The sequence below is a fragment of the Lentzea sp. HUAS12 genome (assembly GCF_024125735.1).
Lineage (GTDB): Bacteria > Actinomycetota > Actinomycetes > Mycobacteriales > Pseudonocardiaceae > Lentzea > Lentzea albida.
In genome coordinates, this window is sequence record NZ_CP099738.1 from 4,530,827 (window position 1) to 4,557,255 (window position 26,429).

Annotated in this window: 25 protein-coding genes and 1 pseudogene; 14 read left to right on the forward strand and 12 right to left on the reverse strand. The window is 66.5% G+C overall.

The genetic code is table 11. The annotated features are described in order from the left end of the window. Positions 1–31: 31 nt before the first annotated feature. Positions 32–1,063: a helix-turn-helix transcriptional regulator gene (locus ND450_RS19875; protein WP_253327562.1), complete on the forward strand. Its 1,032-nt coding sequence runs from the start codon at positions 32–34 to the stop codon at positions 1,061–1,063. A 51-nt stretch (positions 1,064–1,114) separates the two neighbouring features. After that, positions 1,115–1,924, forward strand: a complete 810-nt coding sequence (locus tag ND450_RS19880; RefSeq protein ID WP_253327563.1) for a helix-turn-helix transcriptional regulator — start codon at positions 1,115–1,117, stop codon at positions 1,922–1,924. 199 nt (positions 1,925–2,123) lie between these two features. Here ND450_RS19880 and ND450_RS19885 read toward each other — a convergent pair whose 3' ends face one another. The 7 genes from ND450_RS19885 to ND450_RS19915 are packed head-to-tail and all read right to left on the reverse strand — an operon-like array spanning position 2,124 to position 8,123. Continuing rightward, positions 2,124–3,428 carry an APC family permease gene (locus tag ND450_RS19885; protein ID WP_253327564.1) on the reverse strand — a complete coding sequence of 435 codons (1,305 nt, stop codon included), beginning with the start codon at positions 3,426–3,428 and terminating at the stop codon, positions 2,124–2,126. Then, positions 3,425–3,712 (reverse strand): DUF1330 domain-containing protein, encoded by a 288-nt coding sequence (locus ND450_RS19890; RefSeq protein WP_253327565.1) that lies wholly within the window; start codon positions 3,710–3,712, stop codon positions 3,425–3,427. Before ND450_RS19890 ends, ND450_RS19885 begins: the two co-directional genes overlap by 4 nt. A gap of 38 nt (positions 3,713–3,750) precedes the next feature. Beyond that, complete coding sequence (locus tag ND450_RS19895; RefSeq protein ID WP_253327566.1) at positions 3,751–4,746, reverse strand: ornithine cyclodeaminase family protein; 996 nt, start codon at positions 4,744–4,746, stop codon at positions 3,751–3,753. A 12-nt stretch (positions 4,747–4,758) separates the two neighbouring features. After that, positions 4,759–5,376, reverse strand: coding sequence for a hypothetical protein (locus ND450_RS19900; protein ID WP_253327567.1), 618 nt, complete (start codon positions 5,374–5,376; stop codon positions 4,759–4,761). A gap of 36 nt (positions 5,377–5,412) precedes the next feature. Next, positions 5,413–6,369, reverse strand: a complete 957-nt coding sequence (locus ND450_RS19905; protein ID WP_253327568.1) for an aminotransferase class IV — start codon at positions 6,367–6,369, stop codon at positions 5,413–5,415. 2 nt (positions 6,370–6,371) lie between these two features. Continuing rightward, positions 6,372–7,769 carry a phenylacetate--CoA ligase family protein gene (locus ND450_RS19910; RefSeq protein ID WP_253327569.1) on the reverse strand — a complete coding sequence of 466 codons (1,398 nt, stop codon included), beginning with the start codon at positions 7,767–7,769 and terminating at the stop codon, positions 6,372–6,374. A gap of 57 nt (positions 7,770–7,826) precedes the next feature. Then, positions 7,827–8,123 carry a Dabb family protein gene (locus ND450_RS19915; RefSeq protein ID WP_253327570.1) on the reverse strand — a complete coding sequence of 99 codons (297 nt, stop codon included), beginning with the start codon at positions 8,121–8,123 and terminating at the stop codon, positions 7,827–7,829. A gap of 197 nt (positions 8,124–8,320) precedes the next feature. Here ND450_RS19915 and ND450_RS19920 point away from each other — a divergent pair, with 197 nt between their 5' ends. Beyond that, positions 8,321–9,643 (forward strand): CdaR family transcriptional regulator, encoded by a 1,323-nt coding sequence (locus ND450_RS19920; protein ID WP_253327571.1) that lies wholly within the window; start codon positions 8,321–8,323, stop codon positions 9,641–9,643. A gap of 268 nt (positions 9,644–9,911) precedes the next feature. On the opposite strand, the gene ND450_RS19925 is transcribed toward ND450_RS19920, so the two are convergent. Beyond that, a complete protein-coding gene (locus tag ND450_RS19925; protein ID WP_253327572.1) occupies positions 9,912–10,865 on the reverse strand; it encodes an arabinan endo-1,5-alpha-L-arabinosidase in 954 nt (317 codons plus the stop codon). A gap of 1,351 nt (positions 10,866–12,216) precedes the next feature. Between ND450_RS19925 and ND450_RS19930 the strand changes: the two genes are divergently transcribed. The 8 genes from ND450_RS19930 to dctA all read left to right on the forward strand — a co-directional run bounded on the left by ND450_RS19930 (position 12,217) and on the right by dctA (position 19,913). After that, positions 12,217–13,131, forward strand: coding sequence for a hypothetical protein (locus ND450_RS19930; RefSeq protein WP_253327573.1), 915 nt, complete (start codon positions 12,217–12,219; stop codon positions 13,129–13,131). A gap of 353 nt (positions 13,132–13,484) precedes the next feature. Next, on the forward strand, positions 13,485–14,396 hold the full coding sequence (locus ND450_RS19935; protein ID WP_253327574.1) for a hypothetical protein: 912 nt from the start codon (positions 13,485–13,487) through the stop codon (positions 14,394–14,396). Positions 14,397–14,716: 320 nt separating this feature from the next. Then, the gene (locus ND450_RS19940; protein WP_253327575.1) at positions 14,717–15,121 is read left to right on the forward strand and encodes a hypothetical protein; all 405 of its coding nucleotides are present in this window, start codon (positions 14,717–14,719) and stop codon (positions 15,119–15,121) included. 33 nt (positions 15,122–15,154) lie between these two features. Beyond that, positions 15,155–15,682, forward strand: coding sequence for a hypothetical protein (locus ND450_RS19945; protein WP_253327576.1), 528 nt, complete (start codon positions 15,155–15,157; stop codon positions 15,680–15,682). Between the two features lie 177 nt (positions 15,683–15,859). Beyond that, on the forward strand, positions 15,860–16,600 hold the full coding sequence (locus ND450_RS19950; protein WP_253327577.1) for a helix-turn-helix transcriptional regulator: 741 nt from the start codon (positions 15,860–15,862) through the stop codon (positions 16,598–16,600). A 608-nt stretch (positions 16,601–17,208) separates the two neighbouring features. Further along, positions 17,209–17,619, forward strand: a complete 411-nt coding sequence (locus ND450_RS19955; RefSeq protein ID WP_256557537.1) for a TetR/AcrR family transcriptional regulator — start codon at positions 17,209–17,211, stop codon at positions 17,617–17,619. Between the two features lie 6 nt (positions 17,620–17,625). Further along, the gene (locus tag ND450_RS19960) at positions 17,626–17,883 is read left to right on the forward strand and encodes a hypothetical protein (RefSeq protein WP_253327579.1); all 258 of its coding nucleotides are present in this window, start codon (positions 17,626–17,628) and stop codon (positions 17,881–17,883) included. Between the two features lie 728 nt (positions 17,884–18,611). After that, positions 18,612–19,913, forward strand: coding sequence for a C4-dicarboxylate transporter DctA (gene dctA / locus ND450_RS19965; RefSeq protein WP_256557538.1), 1,302 nt, complete (start codon positions 18,612–18,614; stop codon positions 19,911–19,913). A gap of 584 nt (positions 19,914–20,497) precedes the next feature. Here dctA and ND450_RS19970 read toward each other — a convergent pair. The 3 genes and pseudogenes from ND450_RS19970 to ND450_RS19980 form a co-directional block, all read right to left on the reverse strand. Then, complete coding sequence (locus ND450_RS19970) at positions 20,498–20,908, reverse strand: transposase (RefSeq protein ID WP_253327581.1); 411 nt, start codon at positions 20,906–20,908, stop codon at positions 20,498–20,500. A 314-nt stretch (positions 20,909–21,222) separates the two neighbouring features. After that, a pseudogene (locus tag ND450_RS19975) lies at positions 21,223–21,407 on the reverse strand (IS3 family transposase); the annotation flags it as partial. Positions 21,408–21,452: 45 nt separating this feature from the next. Then, positions 21,453–21,989, reverse strand: coding sequence for a TetR/AcrR family transcriptional regulator (locus ND450_RS19980; protein ID WP_253327582.1), 537 nt, complete (start codon positions 21,987–21,989; stop codon positions 21,453–21,455). A 61-nt stretch (positions 21,990–22,050) separates the two neighbouring features. Between ND450_RS19980 and ND450_RS19985 the strand changes: the two genes are divergently transcribed. Beyond that, entirely contained in the window at positions 22,051–23,055 is a 1,005-nt protein-coding gene (locus ND450_RS19985; RefSeq protein ID WP_253327583.1) for a DAPG hydrolase family protein, read from the forward strand. A 539-nt stretch (positions 23,056–23,594) separates the two neighbouring features. After that, positions 23,595–23,855 (forward strand): hypothetical protein, encoded by a 261-nt coding sequence (locus ND450_RS19990; RefSeq protein WP_253327584.1) that lies wholly within the window; start codon positions 23,595–23,597, stop codon positions 23,853–23,855. Between the two features lie 1,609 nt (positions 23,856–25,464). On the opposite strand, the gene ND450_RS19995 is transcribed toward ND450_RS19990, so the two are convergent. Continuing rightward, positions 25,465–26,154, reverse strand: coding sequence for a GntR family transcriptional regulator (locus ND450_RS19995; RefSeq protein ID WP_253327585.1), 690 nt, complete (start codon positions 26,152–26,154; stop codon positions 25,465–25,467). A gap of 116 nt (positions 26,155–26,270) precedes the next feature. On the opposite strand from ND450_RS19995, the gene ND450_RS20000 reads away from it, so the two are divergent. After that, positions 26,271–26,420, forward strand: coding sequence for a hypothetical protein (locus ND450_RS20000; RefSeq protein WP_253327586.1), 150 nt, complete (start codon positions 26,271–26,273; stop codon positions 26,418–26,420). The last annotated feature ends 9 nt before the right edge of the window (positions 26,421–26,429 follow it).

Genomic DNA, 26,429 nt, shown 5'->3' on the forward strand with positions numbered 1-26,429 from the left:
CCACCCCGATTTTGGAGCTAACCATACCCGAATGGAGTACCCGGAAAGTCTCGAAGAGTGTGCAATCAATCAGCGAAACGCCCCTTCCGCGCACAGAGATTCGCGGAAGGCTTTCCGCTTCAAGCGGAAGCGTCCGCCTCGCCCTGGAGCGGTGCGGCAGGCCGGGATGCCCGCCCGTCGCCTCTCCCGCCGGAATTCCCGCGCTGACAGGCCGTCCACTCATCCCGCCGAGCACGACGACACCCCTGCCGGGCTCACGATCGGGAACGACGTCCGTTGCTACCTTGGGGCGGTGATCGAGCAGTTCGACGACGAGCACCAGCGGCGATCGTGGGAAGAACGGGAAGTGCGCAGGCTCGCCGGCGAGCTCCGCCTGCTGCTGGTCGGCGACGACACCGCGGAGGACGAGGGAATCTCCGTCGTGCAGGGCCAACGCGGGATCATGAACGCCTACGAGGAAATGCTGGGTGACGCCCAGGGCGAATTCTGGGGCTGTGACCGGCCACCCTACGCGGATCAGCGGACCGACGTCTCCGATCAGGTCAAGGTGTTCCTCCGCAAGAAGAGCGAGGGAATCAGGTTCCGAATGCTGTTCGACACGGAGGTCATGACCTTTCCGAACGGCCTGGAACGCGTACGCGGCGCCAGGATGAGCGGACAAGCAGTCCGGCTGCTGTCAGGAACGCCGTTCAAGATCGCCATCGCAGATCGGTCTACCGCCCTGATCGCCGCCAGCGACGGCAGGGAGGTGGACACGGCTCTCCTGGTGCGACCCTCGCCCATGCTCGACGTCGTGGTCGCCGCTTTCGAGACGTTCTGGGCGGCGGCGACCCCGCTGCGCGTGGACCTTCCCAGCGGCTCCGGCAGCGAGTCGCCCATCACCGCGCAAGAGCACGACCTCATCGCGCTCCTCGTCGCCGGGGTGGCCGAGGAGCAGATCGCGGTCACGCTCGGGCTCAGCGAGCGCACCACGCGACGCAAGATCCGCGACCTCATGGACGCGCTCGAAGCGGAAACCCGCTTCCAGGCCGGTGTCAGGGCCACCAGGCTGGGGTGGTTCTGACCGCGCTCTCACGACGCGGAGCGACAACGATTCGACATGGAACGGCAACCGATGGAAGACAAGTCAGGCAGTGCACCGGAGGGCGACTCAGCGCCGTCGCCCCCTTCGCGCGAGCAGCCCCCAGGCGAGCGGGTACTGCTGCTGGCCGCGGCCAGGCTGACCCGCCAGCTCTCGATCATTCTGAACAACCGCCAGCCCATGCTCGACGCGGTCCAGACGATCCGCGGGGAGGACGCCGTGGCGGAGTGCTTCGCCTCCCTGCGGTCGTCCTGCAAGCTCGATCTGCGGTTGTGCGGCAGGGCCCTCTTCGACGAGGACGAAAGGATCCGGAGCGCCCCCTTCGGGCTCCCGCCCGGTGCGGTGAAGGACCTGAGGATCAGGGGGATCTACGACACGGCGTCCGTCCGGGAGAAGGGCGTGCGGATCCGGGCGCAGGACTTCCGGGTCGACCACCAGGAGGTACGCCTGTTCGACGGGATCCCGTTCCCGATGGTCCTCTTCGACTTCTCGGCGGCGATGGTCGCCATCGGCGAGGACGCCGAATCCGCGGGGACCGCACTGCTGATCAGGCCGTCGCAACCGCTCAACATCATCGACTCCGTCTACGACAGCCTGTGGAGGCTCGCGGCACCTCTGCCCTCATCGAGGGTGGAGGAGGCGGAGGCGCACAGCGGCCTGGCTGGAGAAGACCTGCGGATACTGGAGATGCTCGCGGACGGCGCAACCGACCAGCGCCTGGCCACGGTTCTCGGAGTGAGCGTCCGAACGGTGCAGCGCAAGATCACCGAGCTGCTGTCGCGGCTCGGTGCGGAGACTCGCTTCCAGGCAGGCATCAACGCCACGAAACGCGGGTGGATCTGACCACGCCGCCAAGGTCCGCCGCCGCGGGAAGTCCCATACCAGCAGACGACTCGCTCAGCCCTGTCATCGAGCAGCGAACCGCCGGCCCGGTACGGCCCCACGAGGGCCGGCATGCGCGCTGGACCCGCCTCCGGCAGGCCGACGGCCGGACACCTCGGGGACCAGGCACCTCATCGCCGGGACGGTCGTCCGATGTAGGTCAAGGCGCACACTCTTCGGACAGCGTGCCAACGGTGACCGCTGAGCGAGGTCCGGGTCCTCGGGCAAGGGTCACGACGCCGCGCCACCGGTGCAGCAGCACTGCGACGACAAGGGTCGCCACGGGAAGCAGGACCAGGACTCCTCCGGTCGCCGTCACGACAGCCAGGCACACGGTCGCGAACCCGGCAGCGGCTCGCCCCGTTCCCGACAGCAGGACCGCCGCGGCCGCCGTGCCCGCCCCGGTGACGGCGACCAGGCACACCGACGTCAGCAGCAGGAGGCCGTCGAGATCGGCCTGCACCAGCACGGAGACGACACCGGCGAGGGCGGTCGCGACCGCGAGGATCAACAGACCGCGCCGCGGTGTCCCGTGCGGGGCAGCGACGCCCGCCCACCCCGGCAGCGCGCCCGCACGCGCCAGCGACCCGATCAGACGTGCGCCTCCGGCGATGTAGGTGTTGACCGCGCCGAGCGACAGCACCACGGCGGCGACGGCGGTCACCGGCCGCGCCACCGAGCCGATCGCGTGCTCGAGCAGAGCCATGACGGGTACCGGTGACGTGGCGGCCGAGTCGCCCAGCACACCGGTCGTGGTGACCGCGAGGCCGAGGTAGAGCACCGCCACGATCGCGAGCGCGAGCACCGTCACCGGGACGAGCCGGGTGCGCGGGGAGCGGAAGTCCTCCGACAGGTGGCTGACCGCCTCCCAGCCGGTGAAGGCGAAGCACAACAGCGCGGACGCGGAGGCGAGCCCGGACCAGCCGTGGGGCAGGAACGGGGTGAAGCGCTCCGGCTCTACGGAGGGGACGTTCACCACCGCGATGGTGACCAGCAGCGTCGCCGTCAATCCTACGAGGACGAGTTGCGCTCCCGTGGTGACGCGCAGGCCCGACCAGTTCGCGATGAACGCGGCCGCCAGCAGCCCGACCGCGACCACCACACCGGCTGCCGCCCCACCGCCGAGCACTTCCGCGGCGTAACGGCCCCCGATGACGGCACCGCCGAACACGCCGATCGGCAGGGCGAGGCAGAAGCACCAGCCCGTCGCGGTCGCCGCGACGTCGCCGAACGCGCGGCGCACGTAGGACGCCACTCCCCCGGAGTCGGGAAAGGCCCGGCCCAGCATGGCGAAGGAGAGCGCCACGGGGACGCTGACCACGATCAGGGCCGTCCACACCGCGACCGCGGCTGGTCCCGCCTCCCGCACGGCCATGGCGGGCAGAACGAGGGCACCGGGACCGAGCACCGCGCCCACGTAGAGCGCCGTCCCCTCGGCGAAGCCGATCCTCGGTCGCGCGCTCACGGCCCCTCCACCAGGACCAGGTCCATCGGGGTGCCCTCACGCAGGCTCAGGAGCTCACGGTACTCGGGCGAGGTGTACCAGCGGCGAGCGTGGTCGGCGGTGGGAAACTCCATCACCGACAGGTGCGTCGGCCACCACGCGCCCTCCAGGACGGTGAACTCGCCGCCCCGGATCACGAAGCGCCCACCGTGCGCCTCCAGGATCCTGCCCACCCTTTCCCGGTAGGCAGCCATGCCCTCGTGGTCGGCGACAGGCCCGACGTTGCCGATCAGCAGTGCGGTCACCGCGTTCTCCTCCGTTGTCCCCGTGTCGGATGCCCTGGTCACCACACGAAGCCGACCGTCGTACCGATGCCGAGCCGCTGGGCGGCGCGCACCACGGCGAAACCTGAGGCCACGTCCTGTGCCGCCATGCCGAGCGACTTGTAGAGCGTCCGCTCGGTGGTCTCCGCGCGACCGGGGCGCAGTCCCAGAAGCACTTCGCCGATCTCGGGAAGGTCGGTGTCGGCCTGGATCAGACCAGCGCGCCGTGGCTCGTCGATCTCGGAGGACTCCCGCAGTGCGGCCTCCCTGCTGTCCACGAAAACCGAACACAGCGCCACCGCGGCCGAGCCGACCTCCCGCTTGCCGCGCACGGAGGAGCCGACTGCGTTGACGTGGCAGCCCTCGGCCAGGTCAGCGGCGCCGACGAGAGGGTCCGAAGCGCCCGACGTAGTGCAGACGAGGTCGGCGTCGCGCAACGCGGCGGCCGGGGTGTCCACGACCTCGACGACGACACCTGCGTCGGTCGCCGCCCACGAGCGGAAGTCCTCCGCACGACCGCGATGGCGATTCCACACCCTCACGCGACGTAGCCGCCGCACCTCGGCCAGGGCAAGCAGATGGCTACGTGCCTGCACACCCGCACCGAGCAGAGCGAGATCTCCGGCATCGGGCAGCGCGAGCACATCGGTGGCCACCGCGGACGCCGCGGCCGTGCGCAGCGCGGTCAGCGACGCCCCCTCGATCATCGCGAGCGGCAGGCAGGTCTCAGGGTCGAACACCACGACCAGGCCGACGGTGCCGGGCAGTCCGCGTTCCGCGTTGCCCGGCGCGTGCAGCACCGCCTTGAGCCCGTAGCCAGAATCCGAGCCAGGCTCGCCGGCGACGTGGCAGGGCATGGTGGCGAGCAGTGAGGCGTCCTGCGCCGAGCCGAGCACCGTGCGCAGCGGCTGAACGACGTGGCCCGCGCTGTAGCGGCGCATCACGCCGGCGACGACCCGTCGCGCCTCAGCCACGGGAAGGGCTTCGCGGACCTGGTCTCCGTTGAGCAGCAGCACGTCCCCGTCCCCCTACGCGACGCGGTCGGCCAGGCCGACCGCGGCCGAACCGACGAACACCGACCAGACCATCCGGATCGGCCTGGTGCGGGAGATGAACCGCAGACCGTGCAACGCGGCGGCGGGGACCGTGGTCAGTGCGAGATCGACCGCACCCTCCGAGGCAGCGCGGGCCGCCGCGCTGGTGGAGTTCACGTGCACCACGCCGTCCACAGCGCAGCCCGCAGGCATGAGCTGGGCGATCAGCGGCACCGGGGAGGGATGGCTCGCGATGGTCGGCGCGGCGGGCAGCGGACTGGTGTCCGCGCGCCGCGCGATTCCGTAGAGCGGGGTGTCCATGACGAAAACACCGGCCAGCTCGAAGTCAGGGTCCATGTAGAACTCATGGATGGCCTTGTAGGCATTGGCCACCACCAGGTGGGTCACCTCGTGGGCGCGTAGAGCCGCGCCCGCCTTCTCATAGGTGTCGTAGAGCGACACAGAGGAAGCAGTGCCTTCGAGCTCGGCGAGCCGGGACCCCAGCAGCGACGCGGCGACCTCGCTGCTCGTCCCCGCAGGCCCGAGCGTGCCGACTGTCGAAGGGATTCCGAGCAGGAGCGGCGACAGGGTGGTGAAACTCGGCGAAGTCATCGGCGTGGTCCTTTCGGTCGAAGTGGTGTCGGAGAGTCAGCCGAGGTGCACGGTGGTGAGCCATTCGGGATGCGCACCGCCGACGCCTCGGACGACGTCGTCGTAGCGGGAGGCGATCAGGCGGGTGAGAGGACCTGTGGTGCCGCATCCGATGTCCCGGCCGGCCACGGCGTGCACCCCGACGATCCCGTTCCCGGTCGAGGTCAGGAAGATCTCGTCGGCGGTGATCAGCTCGGCCGGTCCCAGTGCGCGTTCGGCCACGTCCACGCCGGATTCCCCGCACAGGGTGATGACCGTGTCCCTGGTGATCCCGGGCAGCAGGTCTCCGGTGGCCGGTGGCGTGACCACCCGTCCGCCGAGGACGGCGAAAATGTTGGCCGTACTGGCCTCAGCGACGTTGCCGAGGCCGTCGAGGAGGATCGCGTCGTCGTACCCCGCGGCACGTGCCTCGTCGCAAGCGAGCGCGCTGGTGACGTAGCCGCCCGTGATCTTGGCCTGCGCGGGCATGGCGTCGCGGGAGGAGCGCCGCCATGAGCTGATGGCGCAGCGGATCCCTCCGGCGAGCCTGCCGGCCGCAAAGCCGTGGCTGGTGATCGACCAGGCGTCCGACACCCCCGTCAGACCGACCCCCGGAGGTGTTCCGGGGAGCAGCGACAGCTTGTGCGCCAAGGGACGTACGTAGGTGTCGCCGTCGTGGTTGTTGCGACGCAACAACTCGACGGTCAGGTCCACCAGGTGCTCCACCGAACCCGGCGCGGTGATGCGCAGCAGCCGGCAGGCACGCAGCATCCGTTCGTAGTGGTCGTGGACCCGGAACAGGACTGTGGCGGACGCCGCGCGATGAGAGCGAATCCCTTCGAAGACACCGGTTCCGTAATGCAGAGCCTGCGTACCGAGCGGCAGGTGGGGAACATCCGACCGGACGAAGCCGCCACGGTCGTAGGCCCACTGGCCCAGTCCGAGCACCGGGGTCGCGGCGACGTGCTCGGCCACCATCAGAGCCTGGCCGCCGCGACTCGGTCCGCGGCCTCATCCTCGCTGGACCGCTGGGCACGCAGGTCCACCACGCGGGCGGCCTTCCAGCTCACCATCGCTCCCGTTCCCGTCACCTCGCCGGGAACGCCGAAACGGATGTTCAGTCCGGTGCCGAGTTCCTCGCGGCAGAGCTGGACGGTGCGCTCCAGGGTCGGCCTGTCGTTGGCCGGGTCGGCCCGCAGCAGCAGGGAGAGCCGGTCCGCACCGGAGTCGTCACGATCGACGGTGATCTGGTAGTCGCGGTAGCCGCGCACTTGGCTGAGCAACAGATTCTCCAGGTCGTAGCCGTTCACCAGCCGGCCGTTGAGCAGCAGCCGGTCGTGCACACGTCCCACGACCTCCAGGGCGGGGGCGGGCACCGCGGCGCCGGCACCGGGCGGGTGCATGCGCACGAGGTCACCCGTGCGGTACCGGATCAGTGGTTTGGCACCGAGGTACAGGTTGGTCACGACGAGTTCGCCGTGCCGCACCCCGTTCGCGTCGGGAACCGCCGCCGCGAGGGTGTCGGGGTCGACCACCTCGTACAGGTTGATCAGCGGCGCGGTCCGCAGAGCACCGTCGGACGTGGCCGCGGCCAGCACGGACGCTTCCTGGGAGGCGTAGAGGACGTTGCGGACCTCGGCGTCCCACAGCAGGCTGATGTTGTCGAGCAGACTCGGGGACATCAGCTCACCGGTGAGCAGAAGCAGGTCGAGAGGAAAGTCGATCCGGGGGCGCAGTCCCGCGTCGATCGCCTTCTGCGCCAGGCGCATCGCCATTCCGGGGGTGCAGAAGAGAGCGGTCATCGGCAGCAGTCGCATCACCTCCAGCGCACGGTCGAACCCCACCACCGGCGAATGCGGCCACATCTTGGCCACCGTGTACCCGAGGTTCCGGCACACATCACCGAACGTGTCGCCGGTGGCGTGCAGCTCGCTGGGACCGGAGATGCCGACGACCCGACCGTGGGCATGGGGTTCCAGGACATCGCCGTAGTAGGAGGTGAGCACGGAGTTGTTGTTGATCGAGTCCGTGTTCGTGCGAGGGCAAGGCGTCGCGGCACCCGTGGTCCCGGTGGTCTCGTAGAACACCCAAGCCTCGGACACCGGCCTTGAAAGAATGTCGAACTGGGCGTTCCTCAGGTCTTCCTTCGTCGTGAACGGCAGATCGGCGAGGTCGTCGACGGTCAGTGCGGCGATGGCCTCGGGGGTGAGTCCCGCCAGCCGTTCCCTGTAAAAGGGCGAGTTGTGCCGTACATGGGCGACGGTGTCGCGGAGCTTGCGCGTCTGATGGGATTCCAGCGTGGCCTGGTCCCACTTGCCCGCGGTGAAGGTGTCGAACTGCTCGCGCAGCTCGGTCGTGAGCACAGCTGAATCCATGTCGTAGTGGGTGAACACATGTCCTCCTGATCGGTGCGTCCAGGTGCCCCAGATGGGTCAGTCGTCGACCAGGTCGACGACGACCCAGTCGGAGATCGCTCGCCACAGCTCGACGGAGCCGCGATGGAAGGGATTGCGCTGGTAGCTCTCCAGGGCCGCCAGGTCGGGCAGCACGCCCATGACGGCGAAGTCGTATGCGCCGTCGCGGTCGACCGCGTTCCATCCCGCCCGCCAGCCGAGCAGCTCTGGCACGTGGTGTCCGACGGCCCGCGCTCGAGCCTCGGCCTCCGCGACGAGCTCGGCGTTCCTGGTGACGCCGTCCTTGAGCTTGAAGAGAACGATGTGTGTGATCACGAGTGCCTTCCGCCGCTGCGCATCAGACCGCGCGGTGTCCGCAGATCGAGGAACACGTTCCGCCGCGAGTGGGACAGCGGCGGGGTTGTCCCCGACGTGGTGTACGAGTTGGTGATGATCGTTCTGAAGGCCAGTGAACCGGGGACAGCCCCGAATGGTCTTGCGCCGCGGCGACAAACAAGTGCCGGTGTCTTGCCGTGAGGACGCATTCAGGGGCCGAAGCCGGGACGGTGGGGCGGTCGTGGATCCGTGAACTGCGGCCTCGTGGACCGGAGCACGACATCGCGCTCGCCTGCTCGGAGTCTCTGGCCGACCGCGCGACGAGAACAGTGGGGGCGCGCGCGGTGCTGTGGGCCCTCCAGGTGGCTGACGGCGTTCTCGCCGACATCCACGACAAGGCCGGTGACGAACTTCCCGCGGTTCTGCGCCCGGTGGTGCGTGGCGACGTGCAGGCTCGCGTTCTGGTCCTGCTGTGCGCGCTGGCACTCGACCTGCACCCCTCGGAGGTGGTGCTACCCCACGAGGTCGTGCACGGCGCGAAGTGCGCAGCACAGCACGGTCTACGAGCCGAAGACCTGCTGCGGGGGATCTGGACCACGATCACCCACCTGCACCAGGCACTCGTGCACGCGCTGCGCACCGATGCGGCGGACCACGACTTCCACGCGGAGGCCAAGCACGCCTCGACGTTCGTGTTCGCCTGCGCGGACAGGTTCGCCGGCGAGATCGGTGGCGTGTTCGCCGAGGAGCGCGAGCACTGGACCACAAGCCCGGCTTCGGCACGGCTGCGGCTGGTCAAAACCCTGCTCGACGACCCGAGGGCGAGCACAGCCGATGTGGAGCGGCTGCTCGGTGTGCCGATGAGCGCCCACCATCAGGCATTCATCGTGTGGGCCGACGAGCGGGACGAGGCGGCGGGAGAGGTGCCGCGCTTCGCGATGACGCTGGCGAGCGCGCTCGGGCCGAGGACTCTCGTGCTGGACCTCGACGAGCTGAAGGGCAGCGCGTGGGTGTGGGGCTCCTGGCCCGACGTCCGCGACCGGCCGAGCACAGCCACCCTGCGCCGCACTCTGAGTCCAGCGGCAGGTGTCAGGGTCGCGGTCGGGCCTGTCGCACGGGGGGCGGGGGGTTTCCGCCGCTCACACCTCGGAGCGGCGTCCGCCGCTCGGGTGGCATCGTCGAGCACCGGGCCTTGGTTGTGCGACTACGAGGAGTTCGCGATTCCGTCCTTGCTCACCGCGGACGGCGAGCAAGCCCGCTGGTTCGCGTGGGAGACGCTCGGCGCACTGGCCAAGGACGGAGCGAAGAATGCTGACTTGAGGGAGACGCTGCGGCTGTACCTGGTGTCCGGGCGAAGCAGGGCCAAGGCCGCCGCCCGGCTGCACCTCGCCCCCAACACGGTGGCCTATCGCGTCAAGCAGGCGGAGTCCCTCCTGGGCAAGCCGATCGGGGAGCGTGCTCTGGAGGTGCTGCTGGCGTTGGAGGTGGTGCGAGTGCTGGGCTACGAAAAGCCGCTGTGAGCGGACGACGTCTTTCGGCGCCGGCACCGTCCGGCAGTCAGAGCGTCGAGCGCGCCGCTGCCAGAGCCCCTCGTCTTTGGGTCTATCGTGCCGAGACGGGGCTCCCACCATGCACGAGGGCGTCAGCGACCAAGGCTCCGTGGGCAGGGATTCACTATGCCCGACCGGGCTGGACGTGGATCGTCTCCGACAGCCGGAGGGGGTCTGATCCCGCGGTGGCTCGATGATGCGACTCCCGAACTCACGCTCGGGAGTCGCACCGGAGGGGCTACCTGACGTACGGCCAGCCCTGAGAATCCCACCCAAGGCGGTTGATGCCGAGGGCCTCGCGGCCACCGGCCGCACCGTCGTAGTAGTGGTACACGAGCACATCCTCCGCACCGTCGCGCAGGACGCTCTGGCCGCCCGGTCCGATGACGTTGCCATGAGTGCCGAGAACCTGCGTCCCACCACCGTTGAGCATCGAAATCCCCGCGCGGTCGAGGTATGGACCGGTCGGATTGGCCGAACGACCGACCATGATCCGGTAGGTGCTTTCCTTGCGCGCGCAACAGCGGTCGAAGGAAACGAACATGTAGTAGTACCCGCCATGTCGCACGATGTAGGGCGCTTCAACCGCGTGTGCGCCCTCCGGCCGGAACGCCAGGTGGCGGCGGGCCGTGTCGGTCGTGGACTGCTTACCGGTCACGGGGTCGATGCGGATCATGTGGATACCGCTCCAGAACGAGCCGAACGAAAGCCACCACCGGCCGCCGGCGTCGACCAGCAGCGCCGGGTCGATCGCGTTGTAGTTGTCCCTCGTAGATGAGGTGTAGACGATTCCCCGGTCGACCCAGGAACCTGGTTTCGCCGTCGAACTGACAGCCAGACCGATAGCCGAGTTGTTGCTGCCGAAACGCGACACTGAATAGTACATGAGATACCTGCCGCCGTGATAGGAAACGTCAGGCGCCCACACGTCGCCGTCGGGGTTGTACCGGAAGTGCCAGGCGGGCTTGGTCGACAAGGCTGCGCCGCCCCGAGTGAATTTCACCCCGTTGGCCGATCGGCGGGTTTCGATCGAATTGTGTGTCGAGAAGACGGTGTAGCCGCCGGAATCTCGAATCATGGAAGGGTCATGGGCGGCCACGTCCCCGGTGAGCCTCGCGGGCTGCGGATAGGCGTGGGCGGTGCCGCTCGTCGCCAGTAGCAGTGCAGCGACGACAAGTACGACAGCTCTCATGATGGCCTCCGTTGAGATGGCGCGACGCAGGGACTGACAACGCATGAGGATTCTGATCCCAGACCAGCGGGACGACGACCAACCTAGCCGCGCACGCCCAGATTTCCGACAAAAAACAGAAACGCCCTCATATTTACGATCTTTTTCGATAGATTTTTCATTGATAACTCCGGGTTGGCGACAGGAAATCTAGGAACGAGCACTGTCGGCATGGCCGAGCAGCGTCCAGTTCGCCACCAGTCCAGGATGGGCGGACCGCCACCACCGCGGCGGCACGTCCCACCACAAGAACTCCCCTGGCGATGACTTCCGCAAGCATCTCTTCATCAGAACCCAGGTCGCTGAATCCGAACCTGAGCCCTGCTCTCTGAAATCGACCCCGAAAAGCTCTTGCGATCACGCTTCTCGTTCGCACCATCAGCATCCACGTGCTCACGGGCTTCGGCGGTGAAACCAGAAACCAATCACCGAGCCCCTCACATCGCCGCTCACGCTCGGCGCGGGGACGACCGATCGACTCGGGGCCGGCCACACAGTCGACACGCACCGGCGATCACTCGAGGTGCGGACCGTCGAGGACGTGCCACGGACCGAGCGGGGTACGACCAAGATAGAAATGTTCTGCCGTCCGCCGCGCACAACTCCGGCCCTGACGACCAAACCCAGCTCCCCTCCCGCCTTCACCTACAGGGCAGGGGTCCGCGGGTACCCGTCGGCTCGCGGCCGGAAGCCTCCCCGAGCCCCCTTCCTGAAGCTGCATACCGAACATCGCCCCTGTCCGCGAGATGAAGCGGCCGCATCGGCCGCACGTCCGCGTTCGGCGGAATTTTCCTAGAAGCAGCACATCAACGATCAGCCGAGCGCGAGAGAACCTAGGATTGGATTTGTGCCGCCGACTCCCGCAAACGGTGAGCACGCCCTCAGAGGAACCGGCCGCGCCACGGCAGTTCCTCGCAAGCAGGCTCGCATCGCCCACATCGCGATGCGAGCCTGCTTTGCATTTATCCGTATTCGTCGATCAGCAGACCTGAACCAAATCCTCTTCGCGCCCGCGAGTTCATGTTGGTCGCAGACCGCTCCAACAAGACGAGAAAGCCGCTCGAAGGACAGGACAAGTCAACCGCGTACACCCACGATGTTTCGCCCAGAATAATTCGGCACGTCATCACGTAAACATCCGGATTCGCATCATCGACTAGAGCTGAAAAACCGCGAATCCGGACGCCTCCGAATTCATCCGAGTGCGTTTACCAGCCTGGAAACATTCATGATTATTGAGACAGACCGGATCGGGTTGTCGACAGGAAATGCCTGTCGGCTCGTCCCGTTCCCCACCAGGAGGATTCTTGTGATGAAGTCGGACGTTTCGCCGACCGGCACCCGCCGGCGAGCCCGGCTCGCCAGCCGGACGATACTCACCACGCTCACCGCGATGGCCCTGGCCGCCGGCACCGCACAGGCCCAAGCCGCACCCGCGGCAGCGGATTCCGCAACACACACCACCACCGCGACCGCACACCCCACGGACACCGCGGCGACCGACGCCACGAGCACCGCGGTGTCCGCCCGAGCCGCCGGCCTGGTCAACCTGGGCGACCACTTCCACTCCAGCGGCGGCTTCTGCCACGTCGGCAAGAACTACCGCATCAACGCCAACAGCACCGCCCAACTCGAACGCTTCAAAAAGGTGCTCCTCAACCCACGCAACGGCGTCCCCGGCCTGCGCTACGACTTCCTCCGCACCAACGGAACACAACTCGAACTCCGCACCTACCACGTCCTGCGCGAGTCCTACTGGGGCATCCCCAGCGGACACTGCTCCATCACCAAGGTCAGCCAGCACAAAGGCCGCGCCACCCTTGCCCTGCCCTCATGGGCGAAGGGGCTGATCGCGGCGCTGGCGTCCGCGGCGATCTTCGTGGCCATCGTGCTCGGAGTAGAGGCGGCGATCCTGGCCGCGTTCCCCGCCGGGGCCGTCGCCGCCACAGCCGTCGCCGGCTGCGTCGCCGGAAGCGTGCAGAACTACGTCTACAACGCCATCGTCGGTGTCACCGACAAGAGTGCCCTGATCGCCACGGCTGTCGTCAACTGCTTCACCGGTGCCGCGCTGGGCCTCGGACTAGGGCAGGTCAGGAACATCGTGCTCAACTGGGTGAAGACCAGGGCCGCGGCACAAATCTCCGCCACCGCTTCCGGCGCCAGCGGAGCAGCGATCAACACGGGCGTCGCCCAGACCGCCGCCGCACTCCAGCAGGTCCGAGGGTGACCGTTCCACCACTCTCCCACCGCTGAACAACCGACGGATGGCCGACGATCTCCCACGATAGCGGCAAGCCGTTCGTGGGAGATCGCCGTTTTCGCGTCTCTTTTCAGGACGAGGACTCGCGCGGCGCGAACAGACCGAAACAGATCCCGGCGACCCGAGGAAACGGGATCCGCCTTTCTCGAACAGTGCCAGATGCCGGGAAAAGAGCCACAGAATCCCCTCGCGTTTCCGGCAGCCTCCGGCCTCGTCCGATTCATCGCCGCCGAGTTCGGCCAGCCTGCATGATCAGGACGCTGATCCCGAAAGCACTCCGGTCCAGGATCGGCATCGTTTTCCCTAGGAGGATTCTTGTGATGAAGTCGGACGTTTCGCCGACCGGCACCCGCCGGCGAGCCCGGCTCGCCAGCCGGACGATACTCACCACGCTCACCGCGATGGCCCTGGCCGCCGGCACCGCACAGGCCCAAGCCGCACCCGCGGCAGCGGATTCCGCAACACACACCACCACCGCGACCGCACACCCCACGGACACCGCGGCGACCGACGCCACGAGCACCGCGGTGTCCGCCCGAGCCGCCGGCCTGGTCAACCTGGGCGACCACTTCCACTCCAGCGGCGGCTTCTGCCACGTCGGCAAGAACTACCGCATCAACGCCAACAGCACCGCCCAACTCGAACGCTTCAAAAAGGTGCTCCTCAACCCACGCAACGGCGTCCCCGGCCTGCGCTACGACTTCCTCCGCACCAACGGAACACAACTCGAACTCCGCACCTACCACGTCCTGCGCGAGTCCTACTGGGGCATCCCCAGCGGACACTGCTCCATCACCAAGGTCAGCCAGCACAAAGGCCGCGCCACCCTTGAACTCCCGGGTTGGGCGAGAGGCGTGATCGCGGCGCTGGCATCGGCCGCGTCGTACGTGGTGGTAGTCCTCGGCGTCGAAGCCGCACTGCTGGCAGCGTTTCCCGCCGGGGCAGTCGCCGCCACAGCCATCGCGGGCTGTGTCGCCGGAGGCGTGCAGTCGTTCGTCTACCTGTACATCATGGGCGTGACCGACAAGGGCAAGCAGATCTCTTCGGCGTTGGGCAACTGCGTGGCGGGCAGCGCACTGGCCCTCGGGCTGGGGCAGGTCAGGAACATCGTGCTGAACTGGGTCCGCGCCCAGGGTGCCCAGGCGATCCTCTCAGTCGCACCCGGCGCCGATGCCGCCGCTGTGCGGAGCACGATGAACCAGACCGCGGCCGCGGTGGCCACCATGGGCTGATCGTTCCGAGCGCGAACGCCGGGACAGGAGCAGGCGAGCTTGCGGGGTGAACCACCTGGTTCACCCCGCAAAGCTCGTTCGGCGGCTCGCACCCGAGCCAGGATCCTCGCGGACGCATCTTTTTTCGAAGAACTCCACTTTTCTCGGAATTCCAGCTCCGCACGTTCACCTTCAATTCAGCAGGAAAGGATCGAACCGAGAGACGAAGATGGCGACACTGGACGGCGAGCCACTTTTTCACATGCCTCGCACCACAGGAAGGACGGTCAAGAATGGATGCCCACAAGAGATCCCCTATGTGCCGCGCAACCATTCTCCTCGTGCTGGCCGCCGCCGCGTCGAGCGCGATGGCGCCTCCCGCCCTGGCAGGTCCCCGGCGACTCGGAGAAGCGAAGCTGGACAACGTCGTAGTCCGCCTCTACGACACACCCGCCGCCTCCCAGCGAGGCGAGGACGGCCACTGCTTCCGCGGGCGCGACAATCCCGCGGACTGGGCGTGCAACGCCGACGCGTCCCGAGAGAACAAGCGGTTTTCCCTGACAACCCCGAATCGGGAGAACACCTTCTACGTCTACACGACGAAGAAGTACGTCACGATCTCCCGCAGTCCTTTTCGCGCCAACCAGGCACCTTACTGCATGCCTGACTGGTACCGGTTCGGCTACGAGTACCACAACGTCGACTGGGCTGGAACGAATCACTACTACTGCGGATTCTTTCGCTGAGATCACGACGTCGAACAACCAAAGGAGAAATTTGTGAAGAGAAGGATGTGCACGGCCCTCGCCCTGACTCTGTCCGCGCTTCTCACCTGCCTGGGAACGGCGGCGGCCGGTGTTCCCAAGGTGGGCAGTTGGATCGAGTACCTGGACGGGAGGATGACCCGCTTCTACAACGACCCGCAGAACGCGAAATCGGGCCATGACGGGTTCTGCTACTGGGGCCAGGACCACCGGAGCAGTCACGCCTGCACGGTCGATACGAGCACCGACAGGAGGCCCCTGGTTCTGGAGCACCCGCCCTGCCCGAGCACGGACAACCCGCGGATCTGTTACAAGGTCCGGCTCGCGGGCGCGGACCCGAAGCACCCCGGCTGGTACATCAGGTGGGAGTTGAGCGCGGATCCATGGTCCAAGGGGCAGTTGCCGTACTGCCAACCGGAATGGGTGAGGTGGAACCTCGGCTACCACAGCACCCCGTGGACCGGCGTGAACAAGTACCGATGCGGATTCTGGAGGTTCCTCTACACCGGGCCGGGTCCCTTGACTCCTTCCGAGGGCGGCTGAGGGGCACGGGCGGCGAACATCTCAGCCGGTGTCTCCGGAGCCGGCGCACGACCGGCGATCAATTCCACACTCGTGGAGAATGCGCTAACTTACTCCACTATGGACGGACCAGCCGGAGTGGACCGCGGAGCCGAAGGCGGACCAGGACGCGTCTCGGTGACACCCACCGCGGAAGGAATGAAACCCTTCGAGCTGCCGCAACTGGTCAAGGCCAGTTCGGTGGTGGCGGAGCTGGCGGCGCTGTTCCAGATGAACGGAAGCCTGTCCAGCGAGGTGCAGACCATCCACGGCTCCCCCGCGGTGCGCAGGACGTTCAACGATCTGCGCCGCGCGGCGACGAAGCAGATCCGCTCCTACCACTGCCCGCCGTTCCAGGCCTTGCTGCCCGAGAACGGCGAGGACGCGGTAGGCGTGGAGGTGCTCGAACGCGGAGTGCGGATCGACATCCTGGCTGACACGGCGCTGCTGGGCGAGCCGAGCGGTGTGGCACACCTGATGGGCGGCATCGCGGCGGGCTGGCAGGTGCGGCTTCTCAACAAGGTCCCGTTCAAGATGCTGATCTGCGACGACTCGGTGGCGATGATCTCGAAGGCGGACGAGTCGGCCAGGGATCTGTGTCTGGTCATCCGCCCCTGCCTGATCCTGGACACGATCCTGAGCGGCTTCCAGACGCTGTGGTCACTGGCGGCTCCGGTGCTCCCGCGCACCTGCGAGCAGGAACTGGACGACAGCATCTCCGACACCGACCGGCGGATGCTGCTGCTCCTGGCTTCCGGCGCGACGGACGAAGTCATCGCCCGAAGACTTTTTCTCAGCTTGCGCACGGTGCAGCGAAGGGTGCAACTGCTGACCACGCGGCTGGGAGCCGCCACTCGGTTCCAGGCCGGCGTCAACGCCGCCAAGCGCGGCTGGCTCTGAGCTCTGGTCGGGACGTCCAGCGGGCACTGACCCGCGAACACGCGCGTAGCGCGTCATCGATCGCTCTCCGGGGGCGCGGCCTCCGCTGACTCGGGGGCGACATCCGCGATCGGAGTGCGGACGGAGAACTGCGAAATCTTTCCTCGTTTCGCGTAGGACTCCGGGGAGGACGGGTGCTGTCGACACCGACCGCAGATTCGCGGCACCACTTCTTCACCCGGCCTCCGACCGGAATGGCCCTCATCGCGGGTTTCCAGCGCGAAAGGTCACCACAGCGGGCTTCGACGTGTTCGGCAGTGCGGGTCAAGTCTGAAGTGTCGGACAGGACACCCAGGCACAGATGACCAGCCTTCGGTTCAATGCCGGGGTGGTCCTGTCCGTGCCGCACCGGGTGACTTGGGCGAGGCGCCGCACACCCTGTCGGTCGCCCTACTGCAAGCCAGACCGGCGCATGGCTGGCGAGCAACCGGCACAAGCGATGAAACGAGACTCCATCCTGCGGATCTTCCGCGTTCTGAGGAACATCCGCGGTCCGGCTGGCCGCGGTGATCCGCATCGGACAGTCTCCTGCTGACGCCGGATGACATCTCTGATGATCGAGGTGAAGTGTGCCCAGGAGCCAAGGACCGAGGCTGACGCGTGAGAAGATCATCGCCGCGGCCGTGACCATCGCGGCACGAGCGCAGCCTGACGGGCTGACGGGTTCGAACGTGGGCAAGGAACTCGGAGTCGACAGGTCATCGCTTTGGCGACACTTCGCAGACCATCAGGAGCTTCTGCTGGCCGTCGGCGACCGGCTGCTGCACATGGCCGTCGATCAGGTACCGGACAGCCTGCCACCTCCGGAGCGCGTGCGATCGCTGGCCAAGCGAATGGTGGACGTGTTCGTCGCCCATCCCTACGTCGCAGCGCAGACCTCGAACAGGATCACTGGCGGTCCTGGTGAGTTGGCCGCGATCGAACTGATCCTGGCCAGTCTCGAAGAGGTGGGACTCCGAGATGAGGCGCTGCCCCGCTAACAAGGGATGCTCACTGACACGCTGCTCGCCCACGCCGGCATGCGTGCGGTGTCCGCGACCCTGCCGGCCCGCAGCAGAGCCATCGGGGAACGGGCTTGGCTCGGTCGTCGCGCCGCGCTCTGTCCCGAGCAGTTCCCCGCGATCTCCCGGCACTTCTCGGTCCCGGCGATGTGCGACCCCGACGAGATGTTCGCCATGCTTCTCGACGCCCTCTGGGCCTCCGTCACCGCGGCGATCACTCCGGAACCTGCCGGACAGCGGTGACAACGGTGTGCGGCTCCAGATCAGCCGACGAGACATCGGCGGTCACCAGGAGGACGGGCAGGCCCTCGTCTCGGAGCGCCCGCGTCCCCCGGACAGGAGAAGGCTTCACGCCACGTGCAACACGGCGTGGGCTGCCACAACACGATTCCACGGCCTGACCCGCGCACCAGGCCTGGTGCAGGTTCGCACTCGTTCGATCAGTCCACCGGGGACTGCCTGCGGACCTGCGGACGTGCAGCAGCCCGGCGCTCCGGCGATCTGTGCAGCCGCCGCGGAAGTGAGCCTGGTTGAGGTGGTACCACCAGGCACACCGGCGTCCGGGCACGCGTGACAGGTCAGTGCGGCATCGGTCAGTCAGGCCCTTGTGCACCCAAACCCACTGCCGATGTACAACGCGCCGCGGGAGTCGACGAAGCAGCTGTTCGTGTTGGGTCAACCGTTGTGCGATGTCATTTGGCCGCTTCTCGGTCATGAATCCGCCCTTCGATCCCCCGGCACGGCCGAATTCGCACTCGCGACTGTTGCTCCTAATAATGTGGAAACCTCAAGGCGTGTGACGGAAGTTTTTCCGCGCCACCATTTTTCCTCAGCCTTTCCGCTATCTTTGCGACACCGATCCGCTAACAGGGAACGCGGGACGAAAGAGCGATCCTTCGCGCTCACCAGGGATCTGGCGATGCGTACATTGTCGAATTTGGAACCAATCACGGCCAGATAGGTTTTTTCCAATGCGCCACAGACGTCTACATCGTTCGCTTTTTCTCCAGTTGATGGCCGCGGTCATGGCGGGCATTCTCGTCGGACACCTCTGGCCATCGCTCGGTTCGGATCTCAGGCCGGTGGGTGACGGTTTTGTCCGACTCATCAAGATGATCATCGCACCGCTGATCTTCTGCGTGATCGTCACCGGGATCGCCGCGGTCGGCGACGTGAAGACCGTTGGCCGCATCGGCGTCAAGGCCATCCTCTACTTCGAGTTCATCACGACTTTCGCACTCGTCTTCGGCTTGGCCGTCGCCAATGTCGTCAGGCCGGGTGACGGACTGGACATCGACCCGGCGACGCTGTCGACCGATGCCCTCGACAGCAAGACGATGAACGGATCGCTGCCCTCAACGTCGGAATTCCTGCTTCACACGATTCCTGAGAGCGCGGTCGACGCGTTTGCGCGCAACCAGCTGCTTCAGGTACTGGTCTTCGCCGTTTTCACCGGTGTCGCGATGGCGACACTCGGACGCGAGCGCACACCGGTGCTCTTCAACGTTGTCGACCAGTTCCAGAAGGTCATCTTCAAGATGATGGGCTGGATCATGCGGTTGGCGCCTCTCGGGGCGTTCGGCGCAATGGCCTTCATCATCGGGCAGTACGGCCTGAACACACTCGCGACCTATGCCAAGCTGATCGCCGCGTGTTATACCGCCGCCGTGATGTTCACGCTGATCCTGGCGGTGATCGCCCGGCTGTACGCGGGCGTGTCGATCTGGAAGTTCCTCCGTTACGCTCGAGAGGAATTCCTCCTCGCACTGGGAACGGCATCCACGGAATCGGTCCTGCCGAGGATCATGGGCAAGCTGGTGGACGCGGGGTGCTCGCGGGCCGCGACCGGCCTGGTAGTCCCGACCGGATACTCGTTCAACCTCGACGGCGCGACGATATACCTGTCCATCTGCACCCTGTTCCTGGCACAGGCGTTCGGGGTCGACCTCTCACTGGGACAGCAGCTCCTCGCAGTGGGCGTGCTGATGCTGACCTCAAAAGGGATGGCGGGCGTGCCGGGTTCGTCATTTCTGGCGCTGTCCGCGACTGCGGCAGCAATCGGCGCGTTCCCGGCAGCCGGCGTCGCGCTCCTGCTGGGCGCGGATCGTCTGATGGATTCCATGAGGGTCTTCGTCAACCTCCTTGGCAACTGCGTGGCCACCTTCGTGGTCGCGAAATCCGAAGGTCAGCTGGACCGGGAGAAGTACGCGGCGGCGATGAGTCGGACGGCCGGAGGAGGACCAGTTCTGGCACCGAGAAGCCGCCGGGGATGAACTGCTGAGATCCGGCGATCTGTTGGTCACGACGCCGACGGCTCTCCTGTTGCGCCCCCGGCACGATCCGTAAGGTGGAGAGCTGAACTGCGTCGTGAGGGCCGATCAGGCTGCCCTCACCCGCGGCACGGCTTCGCGCCGGATCGTGGCAGCGCTTGACCCCGCCTCCGATGAGATCGGGGAAGCGCACTGGTGACTGTCGTGTCGGCCGCACGATGATCGATGTGGTGAGCGCGGACCGCCGGACCCGGCTTCGGCCACGACACAGTCGCCGGTGTCGTGGCGGCCCGTGCTCAGGAACCAGGCGCTTTGCCTGAAGGCATGCGACCTTCCAGCACCAGCCGCGTGGTGATCTCTATATGTTCACACAAGGCGGCGACGGCCTCGGCGGCACGCCGGGCCGTAGCCAGCTGCATGGCGCGGCAACTGCGCAATGGCGCGGAGAGCTACCGGCAGTGGTCCGGTGCTCCGGGGGCTAGCAGGCGGCGTGATGTCGCTGCGGAGCACCGCACGATCATGCCTAGCTTGACTCTGTCGGTGATCTTGCTCGCGTCGATGTCAGCTGCTGACGGCCCGCCAGGACTTCAGTCGAGGGATCTCATCCTGTCCAGGAAATCCTGGAAGGCGGTCGGCAGCCGGGACGAGGTTGCCTCGCTGGATGGTGGCAGGCCGCTGAGGCGTTCAATGTTCACGGCGATCGCGGTGAAGACATGTCGTAGGTGAGCCTTGGGTTGTCCTCGGTAGCGGCATCGGCGCATGCCGTGTCCGTGGGCGAACTCGTTGATGGCGCCTTCCACTCCGGATCGGACCGCGTATCGGATCTGCCAGCCGGGTGACTTCTGCTCGGCGCGGACGCGGAGTTGCAGTTCGCGGAGTTCCCGCGGAAGAAGCCCACGTTCCGGGCGCCGTCTCGGGAGGTGGTGCACTGGCTGCGGACCGGGCAGCGCGTGGGCATCGCTGGTCGTGGCTGCGGTGATGGCGACGTCCGTGATCACGTTGGCGCCCTCAGTCGAGCAGGTTTCGGTGAGGTGGGCGAGGAATCCCGTCCAGCGGGTGGTTGTCCCCGGCGTGCGTAGCGGACGGCGGGGTCGTAGGGAGAGACGATCGCACGGGACGAGGGCAGCAGCCCGCCATCGTCGTCGGTGCGCCAGCGCAGGCGACCTGCCGCGTCGCGGTGGTAGTTCTGGATGACGATCTGCCGCAAAGCGTCGGGCGTGTCATGACAAGGGCTCTGTCCATGATTGCGTGATCAACTGACCGCGCCCAGGATCGAGTGCGCGGCGCAGGTTTGTGATCATGTCTGCTCACATGATGGCAGCAGGCCGGCTGAGCGGATCTTTCACCGAAGACCCAGGAGGTGAGCTGGGCTCCGTGATCGGCGTGGACGATGCCGCCGGGCTCGGAGCGCCAGTTGCGGATGGCCATGTCGAGTGCGTTGACGACCAGAGTTGAGTCCTTTTTGGAGTCGATCGGCCAGCCCACGCGCAAGCGCGACCGAGGTCACCGCGCCGAGGCGGACAAAGCGGCAGCGGAAGAGTCCTACCGAGGCCTGATTCCGTCGAGCAGGAGTTCGACGACACCGTCCGCGAGTTGCCTCGGATCGCCGTCGGGATGCAGCCGCGCCGTTGTGGACACGGCACCGAAGAGCATGCCGTTGAGCAGGGCGGGATCCAGGTCCACACGCAGGACGCCGGCCTTGGCACCCTCGCCGAGGATCTCGGCGATGCGGGCGTCGACGGGAGTTCCGGCGACTGGGTCGTGTTCGAGCACGGCGACAGGGAAGCGGATGGCGAAATCGATGAGCGCAGCGACGAGCACGCGCAGCGCGTCAGGACCGTCGCGCCAGCCGGGAAACGTCTCGACAGCGGCCGTAGCGGCCGTGTGGGCGGCGGTCGTCAAAGCAGTGACGAGCGCCTCACGAGTGGGGTATCGGCGATAGACCGTACGCCGCACGACCCCTGCGGTATCGGCGATGGCCTGCATGGACGCGTTCGGGTCACAGGCCAGCAAGCGAGCGGCGACCCGCAGTATCCGCTCGTCGTTACGGAGGCGGTCTACTCGCTTGCCCGTGGACATGCGCCCATCCTCTCATCGAATCATCAGGATAAAAAAGACACACGTGTGGTACTTTTTTTCTGTGACCGCTCACTCTCCAATCGGCCGCAGGGGATTCCTCGCCGGAGGCGCCGCGCTCGTGGCCGCGACGGCAAGCATGTCCCTCGGCTCGGGCACGGTCGCCGCGTCCACTGCCGGGAGCAGACCCGTACCGAACCCGGTAGCCCCGGTCTACCTGGGCTACCGCCGCGCGGACTACAACCTGCCCTACGCGAAGTTCTTTACCGAGACCGTGAGCCCGGTACAGCAACAGATCCGCGACGCAGTAGCCGCACCTCCCACCCCGAGTGCCGACATTCCCCCACTGGCCGATCTGGCTACCGAACTGTCCGCACCGGGCTACTCCAAGATCGAGAACGGGTACGGCTCACTGACCGGCGACCCGGCACAGGGCACCTGGACTGCCGCGCTGACCAAGATGCCCGGTGTGACCCCGGAAATGTGGGACTGGTGGTTCGGCTGGCACAGCGCCGACACCGCCCGGTACAAGCTCTGGCACCCCGAGGCCCATCTGCACGCGAGCCTGCGCGACGACCTCGCCGACGAACCGGGGCTGACCGACAAGGAGCGCTACATCGGCAACGTCTCGTACGTGGACGAGTACCTGCCCGACTACCGGGGAGGACGCGACTACCACGGCGACGGCGCGGCAGGGGTGATCGTCACTCCCGGCATCTCATTCGTGGACCCGGCGGAAATCGGGCTCGACCTCTCCAAGTTCGACGGCACCGCGATCGTCGGGCGAGGCGGACCGCAGGGAGGCACCGACGTCCAGACCCTGTTCGTCCACCAGGTCCGCCGAGTGCGGGACGGTTGCGAGATGCGAAGCCGCTTCTACGTGAACGCGGCGCCGATCGTCGGGTACCGCCCCGCGCGGCCTCAGGCCGCCTCCGACCAGGTGAAGCGCTCAGTACTTCCGGTCGCTGGGCGTCCTCCAGCCACGCTGAACCTGCTCCACACCGGCCAGGAGATGAACCACCTGGCCAAGTTCCTACCCGCGCTCTACCGGGAGTTCCGACGGCGGTGACCGGCAGCTTCGATCTGCTGCGACCGGCAAGGGCAGCGCACACGTGGTCCAGGGGCCGCTGCGGAAACGGCCGATCGCACCCCCTCCCCTCGACACCTGCCACCACGGGAAATGCTTTCACCGCAGCGCCACTGCCCGATGAGCCACCACGAACGAATTTCTCAGAGACTTCCTGAACACCGGAACAAAATTTTGAGACGTACCCAGAGGACACTGAGCACCGTTCTTCCGGGTCGACGGGGAGCCGCTGACCGGGCTTCGCTCACATCTCCGACGACTCCCACACAGTTGCGTCGACGTCACGGAAAATCAATACAGGCGAGGATACCCAACAGCCATCCCCGCCGATCTGCGCATCTCAAACCATATTTCGAATCCAGCGAGCACTGCACACTGCCGAAGCCTCGTCAAGGTTCCGGAAATCGCGGATTGCGCCGCCTTGCCCCCTGAAAGTTAAACTCTGTTGCGACAAAGGATAACTGTCCATCCATACCACAAACCTCACTGTCCATAATTTCCCTATCTTTTGGAGAATTTGAATGCTGTGGAATTTTCGCAAAGCGGCTGTCGTTGCCGTGATGGCTGCAGCCGCCTCGACCACCGCGAGCAGTCCAGCCTTCGCCGTGGGCGAAGTGGTTACCGGGGTCGGTTACGCCTCGACCGAGGGTGCGGCCTATGCCAATGCGCTCAACGCTGCTCGAAACAAGTGTTCCGATCGGAACAACGTCGGCCTGGTGTCGCGGGAGACGTGGGTCGATCCGAGCGGATGGTGGGCAAGGATCTCACTTCGCTGCAACTGAGATAGCGGGGCTTCCGCGAGATCGGCCGCAGTGCTGCGCGAGCGACATTTGTTGATCTTGAGCAGCGAGCGGGCGCGTCCGCCGAGGCGGAGCCGGGTGCCGCGGGCCCGCTGATAGATGGCGAGTTCCAGTTTCCGGTTTCTGAACGGAATAACAAAGATCCCAGGTTCACCTTCATAGCCAGACCCGCTAGGGCGAGAGCACCGTTGTCCCCGGCCGACGCAAACAGAAACGAAACGCCGTCCTCGGATGCGTAGAGGACAGCTGCAAACGTGACACCCATGGACGCGAAGAACCGGCGAAGTCGATCAGAGAAAGGATCGACTTCGCCGGTTCTTCGCGTTTTCCTGTTGCACCACAAGAAGTGCACGCGCGTCAGCATGCACACACTTCTGAAGTGAAGACCGGTTCTTCTCAGGGAAACAGACCCGCGACCGCAGGATCACTTCGCGTGCGAGCGAGCTACGTCCGTGAAAATCTTCACATCCCGATATCCAGTTGAAAACTCCGCAAATCGTGTAGCGCTTGCAGCATCACCAGGGCAGCTCAACACACTGCCTCGGCATTTGATCGCAACTCGCGAGAAAAACGTTGAACCATGCCTTCGCAAAATTCGACCTGGAGATCGGCAGCTATCGATCGCTTTTCAATGCAATGCCGCCCGACACCGCAGCCTACCGCCTCTCCCCGTCGCCCCTGGCGCTGATGAACCGGTTCCGTGAGCAACGGTCGCGCACGACATCACGGCGATCAGCACCCAGCTCGTGCGCGAGCTCTTCAAGGGCGTGCGCGACGGCCGCAACCAGCAACTCCCCCGAAGCCCTTGGCAGTCAAGCTGCTGTCCAGTCGCATCGATGAGATCGCGGACCACTCAGTGCCGGCTCACGCCTATGCCGTCGCCGCGCTGCACTCACCCGACACGGCGACCATGAAGAAGGTGGCCAAGATCGTTCGGTAGGACCGCGAGTAGGAGCAACTCTCGGTGCTGGCACCCCAACGGTGCCTACGTTCTCGCCCCGTGTCCGACGATCGCGCGCTGCACGCGTTCGAACGAAGCCTGCGGGACCGCGTCGGCGGCAACCTGCGGATCGGCCGGTCGTGGAAGCCGCTCGCAGAGCTCACGAGCGGATAGCAGCAGGCGGCCGACATCGTCCGGCTGGCCGTTGCCGGCGGACGCAACCCAGGGGCTTTTCGGCCTGGAGAGCGTGATCGTGGACTTCGCCGTGCTCAACCATCCCGCCACGGCGAGCACTCTTGCCAAGGTGGACGAGGGCTTGGCAGGCAAACACACCCTTTACAACACCTTGAAGTGCTTCGTAGCCGACGAGGGCAACCGGGTCAGGGCCGCGCGCCAGCTCAAGATCCACCGCAGCACGCTGGCAGTACCGACTCACGCGCATCGCGGAGATCACCGGTCACCAGCCGACTTCGACACGTGGCCTTCTCGTGCCCGGCAGCGCCATGACGGCAAACGCACTGGCCTCCACCAAGTCGGCCGAACTGCAGCACGTCGGAGGCCGGTTCGAAGCCAGGCTGGGCGCCTGATTCGGCTTCGCCCGCGTCCCATCGCCGACGGTCCGCGACGGCCGGCATCTAGACGAGACGGTGATCAGGATCCAGGCGACTCGGCCGGCGGCGTGCGGCTTTCCAGCACGAGTCGAGTGGTGCTCTCAATGTGCTCACGCAACGCGGAGACAGCCTCAGGAGCACGCCGGGCCGTGGCCAACTCCATGATCATACGGTGCTCCCCGGCGACATCGCGCCCCCTGAGCACACCAGGAGCACCAGACCACTGCCGGTAGATCTCAGCGCTGCCGCGCAGTTGCCGCACCATCCCCAGCAAACGCGGGCTGCCGCAGGCCGAACTGAGCGCGTCGTGGAAGTCGGCGTGGGCAGCGGTCCAGCGTTCGCGCTCACCGAGCCCCGACGACGGAGCCGGTGAACGCTCCAGCACGTGGTGGGTGGAGACGACCAGCGCCTCCCAGTTGACGTCGCCACGGTCGATGGAGCGTTCCAGTGCCGAACACTCGAGTGTCACGCGCAGTCCTGTCAGGTCCACCAAGTCGTCCTCGGACAGGGGGATGACGCGGAAACCCTGGTTGGGCGACGCGATGACCAGCCCCTGTTCGGAAAGCCGGGTCAGCGCCTCGCGCACCACCGACATGCTCACACCGATCTGGGCGGTCAGGGCGGCCACGCGCAGCGGCTGTCCGGGAGCCAGTCGACCCGAAAGGATTTCGTTGCGGATCTGCTCGTAGGCATGCCTCGACAGGGTGACTGCGGAACCACGACCGGACATTCCGTCAGCATATCGGGTCGTCCACATCTCCCTCAATTATCGATAATAATATTATACATACACAATCAGCGAGATAGTCGTGTAGACCTGGAGTTCACTGCCACAGGGGAATCCCCATGCGGATCGCCCGGCACGCCGGAAAGCTCACGCTCCTGGTGGAAGGAGGAGGAGTCGACGTCGGACGGGCCACGGGCGGCCGTTTCGGCGCGCCCCCGCTCGAAGCACTGGACAGGTGGGACGAGTTCGCAGAGCCGTGGCCGGCCTGACGACGCCGG

Coding starts and splice junctions, on each gene's coding strand:
- ND450_RS19875 (WP_253327562.1), top strand. CDS start 32: ATGGAGTACCCGGAAAGTCTCGAAGAGTGTGCAATCAATCAGCGAAAC.
- ND450_RS19880 (WP_253327563.1), top strand. CDS start 1,115: ATGGAAGACAAGTCAGGCAGTGCACCGGAGGGCGACTCAGCGCCGTCG.
- ND450_RS19900 (WP_253327567.1), bottom strand. CDS start 5,376: ATGACTTCGCCGAGTTTCACCACCCTGTCGCCGCTCCTGCTCGGAATC.
- ND450_RS19910 (WP_253327569.1), bottom strand. CDS start 7,769: ATGGATTCAGCTGTGCTCACGACCGAGCTGCGCGAGCAGTTCGACACC.
- ND450_RS19925 (WP_253327572.1), bottom strand. CDS start 10,865: ATGAGAGCTGTCGTACTTGTCGTCGCTGCACTGCTACTGGCGACGAGC.
- ND450_RS19930 (WP_253327573.1), top strand. CDS start 12,217: ATGAAGTCGGACGTTTCGCCGACCGGCACCCGCCGGCGAGCCCGGCTC.
- ND450_RS19935 (WP_253327574.1), top strand. CDS start 13,485: ATGAAGTCGGACGTTTCGCCGACCGGCACCCGCCGGCGAGCCCGGCTC.
- ND450_RS19950 (WP_253327577.1), top strand. CDS start 15,860: ATGAAACCCTTCGAGCTGCCGCAACTGGTCAAGGCCAGTTCGGTGGTG.
- ND450_RS19960 (WP_253327579.1), top strand. CDS start 17,626: ATGCTCACTGACACGCTGCTCGCCCACGCCGGCATGCGTGCGGTGTCC.
- dctA (WP_256557538.1), top strand. CDS start 18,612: ATGCGCCACAGACGTCTACATCGTTCGCTTTTTCTCCAGTTGATGGCC.
- ND450_RS19980 (WP_253327582.1), bottom strand. CDS start 21,989: ATGTCCACGGGCAAGCGAGTAGACCGCCTCCGTAACGACGAGCGGATA.
- ND450_RS19990 (WP_253327584.1), top strand. CDS start 23,595: ATGCTGTGGAATTTTCGCAAAGCGGCTGTCGTTGCCGTGATGGCTGCA.
- ND450_RS19995 (WP_253327585.1), bottom strand. CDS start 26,154: ATGTCCGGTCGTGGTTCCGCAGTCACCCTGTCGAGGCATGCCTACGAG.
- ND450_RS20000 (WP_253327586.1), top strand. CDS start 26,271: ATGCGGATCGCCCGGCACGCCGGAAAGCTCACGCTCCTGGTGGAAGGA.